Source organism: Streptomyces sp. E2N166, from assembly GCF_003671715.1.
In the GTDB taxonomy this organism is placed as follows: domain Bacteria; phylum Actinomycetota; class Actinomycetes; order Streptomycetales; family Streptomycetaceae; genus Streptomyces; species Streptomyces thinghirensis.
The window spans coordinates 402,952-406,875 of sequence record NZ_RAIF01000032.1 but is presented as its reverse complement, the minus strand read 5'-3'; the positions used below and the strand labels follow the sequence as shown (position 1 = coordinate 406,875).

The 3,924-nt window shown below is 74.2% G+C and carries 5 protein-coding genes; 2 read left to right on the top strand and 3 right to left on the bottom strand.

Annotated elements, in window-relative coordinates:
- Nucleotides 1-147: 147 nt before the first annotated feature.
- Genes EBH09_RS28945 through EBH09_RS28935 form a run of 3 tightly spaced genes read right to left on the bottom strand, consistent with a single transcriptional unit; the run spans nucleotide 148 to nucleotide 1,752 of the window.
- The gene (locus EBH09_RS28945) at nucleotides 148-993 is read right to left on the bottom strand and encodes a rod shape-determining protein (RefSeq protein ID WP_238697466.1); all 846 of its coding nucleotides are present in this window, start codon (nucleotides 991-993) and stop codon (nucleotides 148-150) included.
- On the bottom strand, nucleotides 990-1,370 hold the full coding sequence (locus tag EBH09_RS28940; RefSeq protein WP_121749873.1) for a TraR/DksA C4-type zinc finger protein: 381 nt from the start codon (nucleotides 1,368-1,370) through the stop codon (nucleotides 990-992). Before EBH09_RS28940 ends, EBH09_RS28945 begins: the two co-directional genes overlap by 4 nt.
- A 55-nt stretch (nucleotides 1,371-1,425) precedes the next feature.
- On the bottom strand, nucleotides 1,426-1,752 hold the full coding sequence (locus tag EBH09_RS28935; RefSeq protein ID WP_121749872.1) for a TraR/DksA C4-type zinc finger protein: 327 nt from the start codon (nucleotides 1,750-1,752) through the stop codon (nucleotides 1,426-1,428).
- Between the two features lie 340 nt (nucleotides 1,753-2,092).
- On the opposite strand from EBH09_RS28935, the gene EBH09_RS28930 reads away from it, so the two are divergent.
- Together EBH09_RS28930 and EBH09_RS28925 are read left to right on the top strand one after the other, a co-directional pair.
- The gene (locus EBH09_RS28930) at nucleotides 2,093-3,046 is read left to right on the top strand and encodes a sensor histidine kinase (protein ID WP_121749871.1); all 954 of its coding nucleotides are present in this window, start codon (nucleotides 2,093-2,095) and stop codon (nucleotides 3,044-3,046) included.
- Between the two features lie 2 nt (nucleotides 3,047-3,048).
- Entirely contained in the window at nucleotides 3,049-3,762 is a 714-nt protein-coding gene (locus tag EBH09_RS28925) for a response regulator transcription factor (RefSeq protein ID WP_193776592.1), read from the top strand.
- Nucleotides 3,763-3,924: the final 162 nt, after the last annotated feature.

Sequence of the window (3,924 nt, the reverse complement as noted above, 5' to 3'; positions counted from 1 at the left end):
GTGGCCGGAGGCGCGATGGCGTCCGTCGTGGGGCTGCGGGTGTCCATCGGCGGCCGCACTGGTACCCCCGGGCGGCCCGCACGGTCGCCCTTCGGCCGGGCCCCGCCCGAGGGCACCAGTGCGGCCGGCACGGGCGCCTCCTCGCCGTCAGGGGCCGGACTCCCCGGGTCGGTGCGGGTGCTCGTCCGCTGGGTCCGGGGTCGCGGTCGGCGGGTGGGAGAGTGCGGTTTCCAGGAACTTGGCGGCGCCTCGGACGGCGGCCGTGTGCGGGGCCGGTACGGCCCTCAGCGGCGCGTGCAGCCCGGCGGCGAGGTGGCAGGTGATGTCGGGGCGCAGGGCACCCCCGCCCGCGAGCAGCGGGCCCCGGCCCAGGGCGTCCACGGTGAGGGACGTGCCGTCCTGCCTCAGCATCGAGGTCGTCATGTCGACCACCGCTTCGGCGACCCGCGCGGCCGGGGTCGCGTCGTCGATGTCCCCCGTGCCCAGCGCGGTGCGGCGCGCGTCGAAGACGGCGCCGTCCACCAGGAGCACCACCTCGGTCAGGTGCGCGCCGATGTCCATCACCAGCAGCGGCCGCGACAGGTCCACGCCCGCCGCCAGGGCCACGGCCCGCGCGCCGGGGACGGTCAGCACACCGCGCGGGCGCAGCACCTCCACGGCCGTACGGGCCTCGGTCCGGTAGGCGAACCCGTCCAGCACCGGCGCGGTCACCACGACCAGAGGACGGGCGAAGCGGGGCAGGCGGTGACCCAGCAGCCGGTCGAGCATCCGGGCCGTGCCCTGGGTGTCGACGATGGAGCCGCGCCGGATGGGATACCCGGCACCGGCGCCGGGGAAGGTCACCGTCGGCACGTCGAGGATCATCCCGCGCCCGGTGACCCAGGCGCGGGTACGGGCGCTGCCCATGTCGAGGGCGACGCCGCTGCACTGCCGGCACATCGGCCACGGCCGGTGCCGGGCGAGGCCGGCCCGGGGCCGGCGGACCACGGTCACCGGCCTGCCTCCCGCACCTGCTGGCATCGAGCGCAGTAGCGGGCCTGCGGCACGATCACCAGGCGCTCGCGGTCGATGGGGCACCGGCACAGGTGGCAGCGGCCGTAACGACCCTCGGCCATGCGTTCGAGCGCCGCTTCCACGTCGGCGAGGACCATGCGCGCGGAGGCCGCGAGCTCGGCCCGCACCTCGGTCCGCGCGGCGGACCGACGCGGGACCGGCTCGTCGGCGCGGGCCGGGACGTTCGCGATCTGCCGCAGCTGCTCCTCGCGGAACAGCCGCTGCTCGTGGAGGCTGTCCCGGAGCGCGGCGAGCTCCTCCGGCGACAGGGGCGACAGCCGCGTGTCGCGGTCGCCGATGATCTGGTTGTTCACCACTTCACCCACTTCACCCCTCGGGCGGGGCGGGACACGAAGACTGGACGGACGGTGGTCAGGCGGCGGCGCGGCGCTGGCAGGCGACGCAGTACCGCGTGTACGGGAGGATCTCCAGGCGCTCCCCCGGGACGGGCTTGCCGCAGCCCAGGCAGGCGCCGTAGGTGCCGTCGTCGATACGGGCGAAGGCCTCCTCGATCTCCTTGAGCACCCGCTCGATCGCGGCCTTCTGCGCTGACATCAGCTGGTCGTCCGCCTGGCCGCTCTCTTCGAGGGCCCGCAGCTGTGTCATGCGGGTGCCGCGGGCGTGTTCGAGACGCTGGCGCGCCTCGTGAGCGGTCAGCCGCTCGGGGCGGGGTTCGATGCGGGAGGCGTCGAGCGACACGGTGAGTCCTTCTCTCGGAGAGTTCCGCGGGTATGACGAGAGCCGGGCCGATCGGACCCGGTCGTCCTCAACCCTGGCCGGGCCGTCGGGGGAAACCCATCGGGCGCAGGCCCCATTTGCCCGGGGACGGAGCATCCACTCGGCGGCGCTCGGGGGCGGCCGTATGGGTGTACCGCGACCCGGAAATGGGGGTCGGGCCCCATCGACCCGGCGGCCGCGGACGGGGGAAGCTGGTCCCTTGCTCGGGCGCGGCCTGGGCCGCAGCTCCCACCGGGGGTGCGCGATGGCCGACAGTGGAGGCGTACCAGTCGACGCGTCGCAGAAGGAGGCGTACCCCCCGGTGTCCCTGTTCTGGCGGATCTTCGGGCTCAACGCGGTAGTGCTGGGCTTCGCCACGGCACTGCTGCTGTGGGCTCCGGTGACCGTCTCCGTGCCGGTCCTGCTGACCGAGGCCGTCATCCTGGTGGGCGGCCTGGGCGTCATGCTGGTGGCCAACGGCGCCCTGCTGCGCTGGGGTCTGGCACCGCTGGACCGGCTCACGAAGCTGATGACCACCGTCGACCTGCTGCGCCCCGGCCAGCGGCTGCCGGTGTCCGGCGGCGGCGAGGTCCCCGAGCTGATCCGCACCTTCAACGCCATGCTCGACCGGCTGGAGCACGAGCGGGCCACGAGCACCGCCCGCGTCCTGCTCGCCCAGGAGGAGGAACGGCGCCGTATCGCGCAGGAGCTGCACGACGAGGTCGGGCAGAGCATGACCGCGATCCTGCTGGTCCTGGGGCGCGCCGCGGACGACGCCGACCAGCCGCTGCGCGACGAGCTGTACCAGGCGCAGGAGATCACCCGGGAGAGCCTGGACGAGGTCCGCCGCCTGGTGCGCCGGCTGCGGCCCGGCGTCCTGGACGACCTCGGCCTGATCAGCGCGCTGTCCTCGCTGACGCACGACTTCGCCACCCACACGGGGCTGCGGGTGGTGCGGCGTTTCGACGCCGATCTGCCCGCCCTGGACCCCGAGACCGAGCTGGTCCTCTACCGCGTCGCGCAGGAGAGCCTGACCAACGCCGCCCGGCACGCGGACGCCCAGCGGCTGGAGGTGAGCCTCGGCCCCGCCGACGGCGCGGTGACGCTCACCATCGCCGACGACGGCCGCGGCATCGAGGCGGCGTGCGAGGGCGCCGGTATCCGCGGCATGCGCGAACGGGCCCTGCTCGTCGGGGCCGCCCTCGACATCACCTCGGCACCCGGCGCCGGCACCCGGATCCGGCTCACCGCACCCGTCCCCAGGAAGCAGCCCTGACCATGTCCGACCCCTCCCTGCCCGGTCCCACCGCGTCCCACCGGACCGCGGAGCCCCCGTCCGGTCCGTCGAGGATCCGCATCCTGCTCGCCGACGACCACGCGCTGGTACGCCGCGGCGTACGGCTCATCCTCGACCGGGAGCCGGACCTCGAGGTGGTCGCCGAGGCCGGGGACGGCGCGGAGGCCATCGACATGGCGCGGGCGCACGCCGTCGACCTCGCGGTCCTGGACATCGCGATGCCCCGCCTGACCGGTCTGCAGGCCGCCCGGGAGCTGGCCGCCCTGAAGCCGGGGCTGCGCATCCTGATGCTGACGATGCACGACAACGAGCAGTACCTCTTCCAGGCGCTGAAGTCGGGGGCCTGCGGGTACGTGCTGAAGTCCGTCGCCGACCGCGACCTGGTCGCCGCCTGCCGGGCCGCGATGCGCGACGAGCCCTTCCTGTACCCGGGTGCGGTGACCGCGCTGATCCGCAACTACCTCGACCGGGTCCAGCACGGCGAGGAGAGCGCGGACCACATCCTCACGCCCCGCGAGGAGGAGGTCCTCAAGCTCGTCGCCGAGGGCCACTCCTCGAAGGAGATCGCCGAGATCCTCTTCATCAGCGTCAAGACCGTCCAGCGGCACCGGGCGAACCTCCTGCAGAAGCTGGGTCTGCGCGACCGCCTGGAACTGACCCGCTACGCCATCCGGGCCGGACTCATCGAACCCTGACCAGCCCTGACGGCCCGGCCTCTCCGAACCGCCGCATCACCCACGACGAACCCGCCACACGCGTCGCCCGACAGAAACCCACCACGAAAGGGGACGGTGCATGCGCCCCGCACGACGCACCGCCCCCGCACGACGCACCGCCCCCACCCAGGGGCACCGGCT